The sequence below is a fragment of the Kitasatospora sp. NPDC028055 genome (assembly GCF_040637885.1).
Taxonomy (GTDB): Bacteria; Actinomycetota; Actinomycetes; order Streptomycetales; family Streptomycetaceae; genus Kitasatospora.
Genome location: NZ_JBEZXE010000106.1, coordinates 1 through 3,611, shown reverse-complemented (window position 1 = coordinate 3,611; position 3,611 = coordinate 1). Strand labels below are relative to the sequence as shown.

General features: G+C 73.7%; 1 protein-coding gene. It reads left to right on the top strand.

Going from position 1 to position 3,611, the window contains the following annotated elements; genetic code table 11:
• On the top strand, positions 1–3,611 hold a 3,611-nt coding region (locus tag AB0F71_RS39785), incomplete at both ends, for a type I polyketide synthase (RefSeq protein ID WP_360246183.1).

Sequence of the window (3,611 nt, the reverse complement as noted above, 5' to 3'; positions counted from 1 at the left end):
ACCTCCTCCACACCGGCCACACCCACTTCATCGAAACCAGCCCCCACCCCGTCCTCACCACCCCCATCCAACAAACCGCCGACACCACCGACACCACGGTGGCCACGATCGCCACGCTCCGGCGCAACCACGGCGGTCCTTCGCAGCTGGCGACCGCCCTGGCCCAGGGCAGGATCGCGGGCCTGCCCGTCGCCGGCACCCCGTACACCGGCCCGCGCCCGCCCCTGCCCGCGTACCCGTTCCAGCACGCGCCGTACTGGCTGCACCCCGCGGCCACGGGCACCGGTGCCCTCGGGCAGACCGGCACGGACCACCCGCTGGTCGTCTCCGCCGTGGAACTCGCCGACGGCCAGGGGCACATCCTCACCGGCCAGGTGTCCACCACCGGCCTCCCGTGGCTCGCCGACCACGCCGTGCACGGGACCGTACTGCTGTCGAGCACCACCTACCTGGAGACGGCCCTCCGCTCCGGGCTGGAGGTCGGCTGCGGGCACGTCGAGGACCTCACGCTGGAGGTCCCGCTCGTCCTCTCCGCCGGCGAGGCCGTCCAACTCCAAGCCGTGGTGGGCGAACCCGACGCCGAAGGCCGCCGAACCTTCGCGGTCTACTCCCGTCCGACCGACGCCTCGGGCGACACACCGTGGACCCGCCGGGCCGGCGGGTCGCTCACCGCCGAAGCGCCCACCACCGCGCCCACGGCCGCGCCCCCGCAGTCCGCCGCCTGGCCGCCCGCCGGAGCCGTCGCGATCGACCTCACGGACGCCTACGAGCGCCTGAGCGCCAGGGGCTACGACTACGGACCGGCCTTCCAGGGCCTGCGCGCGGCCTGGCGGCTCGGCGACGACGTCTACGCGACCGTCGCCCTCCCCGACTCCGAGCAGCCCGCGGCCCAGCGCTTCTGCCTGCATCCGGCCCTACTGGACGCCGCACTGCACCCCATCGCCCTCGGTCTGCTCGGCGACCACCCCGAGAGTGTCCTGCCGTTCAGCTGGAGCGGCGTGTCCCTGCACGCCGTCGGCGCGGACGGTGTCCGGGTGCGGCTCTCGCCCGCCGGGACGGGCAGCGTGGCCATCACCGTCACCGACACGACGGGCGCGCCCGTCGCGGACATCGCCTCGCTCGCCCTGCGCCCGGTCGACCCCGCGCGCCTACGCACCGGCGCGGACCCGGGCCTGCCGTTCCTGGTGGAGTGGTCGCCGGTCGACGTGCCCGGTGCGACGGAGCCGGCGACCGGCACGGCCGATGTGCTGGTCGTGCGACCCGAGGGCGACACCGCCCCGCCCGGCGACCCGGTCGCCGCCGCCCACCTCATCGCCGAGCAGACGCTCGCCCGCGTGCAGGAATGGCTCGCCCAGGACCGCGCCGACGACGCCCACCTCGTGGTCGTCACCCGCGGCGCCGTCTCCACCGGACAGACCGACCCCATCACCGACCTCCCCGCCGCCACCACCTGGGGACTCATCCGCACCGCACAGAACGAACACCCCCACACCTTCACCCTCCTCGACCACCACGGCGACGCCCCCAGCCCCGACACCATCACCGCCGCCCTCACCACCGGCCAACCCCAACTCGCCCTCCGCAACGGCGACTTCCTCGCCCCCCGGCTCACCCCCACCACCCCGCCACACACCACCGCACCCACCCTCGACCCCAACGGCACCATCCTCATCACCGGCGGCACCGGCACCCTCGCCGCACACCTCGCCCGCCACCTCGTCACCACCCACGGCGCCCGCCACCTCCTCCTCACCAGCCGCCGCGGACCCACCGCACCCGGCGCACCAGAGCTCACCGAAGAACTCACCACCCTCGGCGCCACCACCGTCACCATCACCGCCTGCGACACCTCCAACCTCACCGCACTCGCGGAGCTGCTCGCCGACATCCCCGAAGAGCGTCCGCTCACCGCCGTCATCCACACCGCCGGCGTCCTGGACGACGCCACCCTCACCACCCTCACCCCCCAGCAACTCCACACCGTCCTCCAACCCAAAATCGACACCGCCTGGCACCTCCACCAGCTCACCGAAGGCCTGGACCTCACCGCCTTCGTCCTCTTCTCCTCCGCCGCCGGCACCCTCGGCACCCCCGGCCAAGCCAACTACGCCGCCGCCAACACCTACCTCGACACCCTCGCCCACCACCGCCACACCCAAGGACTCCCCGCCACCAGCCTCGCCTGGGGACTCTGGACCGACACCAGCACCATGACCAACACCCTCACCGAGGCGGACCGGGACCGGCTGGCCCGCCAGGGCTTCCGCGGCATGTCCGCCGAGCGGGCCCTCGCCCAGTTCGACACCGCGCTCGCCTCGGCCGAACCGGTGCTGGTGACCGCCGAGTTGGATACATCGGCACTCCAGCGACAGTCCACCGAGGGCACCCTGCCGCCCCTGCTCGACAAACTCGTCCGGGCCAGGCCCCGCCGGGTGGCCGCAGCCACGGAACCGGGTGGCACCGCCCTGGACCAGCGGCTCACCGGCCTCACGGCACCGCAACAGGCCGAACTGTTGGGCGAGTTGGTGACCCGGCACGTCGCCGCCGTCCTGGGGCACACCGGTGCCGCCGAGCTGGACCCCGAACGCCCGTTCAGCGAGCTGGGCTTCGACTCGCTGACCGCCGTCGAGCTGCGCAACCGGCTGAGCACCGCCGTCGGCCGACGCCTGCCCTCGACCCTCGTCTTCGACCACCCGACCACCTCGGCGATCGTCCGACACCTCGCGGACCTCCTGCTCGCCGCTCCCGCCGGGACCGAGCACCCCACCGCTCCGACGGCCCCAACCACCGCTGTGGCGGCCGACGAGCCGATCGCGATCGTCGGGATGGCCTGCCGCTACCCCGGCGAGGTCCGCTCCCCCGAGGACCTGTGGCGACTGGTAACCGACGGCGTCGACGCCGTCGCCGGGTTCCCCACCGACCGCGGCTGGGACGTCGACGGCCTGTACGACCCGGACCCCGACGCACCCGGCAAGTCGTACGTGCGGGAGGGCGGATTCCTGGACGCCGCCGCCGACTTCGACCCCGCGTTCTTCGGCATCAGCCCGCGCGAGGCAATGGCGATGGACCCGCAGCAGCGGCTGCTGTTGGAGACCGGCTGGGAGGCCTTCGAGCACGGCGGCCTCGACCCCGAAACCCTGCGCGGCAGCCGCACCGGCGTCTTCACCGGCGTCATGTACGACGACTACGGCTCACGGCTGATGCGACAGCAGCCGCAGGGCTTCGAGGGTCAGCTCGTCACGGGCAGCGCGGGCAGCGTCGCCTCCGGGCGGCTGTCCTACACCTTCGGCCTGGAGGGCCCGGCCATCACCGTCGACACGGCGTGCTCCTCCTCGCTGGTCGCCCTGCACCTGGCCGCACAGTCGCTGCGCAACGGCGAGTGCGACCTCGCCCTCGCCGGCGGCGTGACCGTCATGGCCACCCCCGCCACGTTCATCGAGTTCAGTCGGCAGCGCGGCCTGGCCGCCGACGCGCGCTGCAAGTCCTTCGCCGCGTCGGCGGACGGCACCTCCTGGGGCGAGGGCGTCGGCCTGCTGCTGGTCGAACGGCTCTCCGACGCCCGCCGCAACGGCCACCAGATCCTCGCGGTCGTCCGGGGTTCCGCCGTCAAC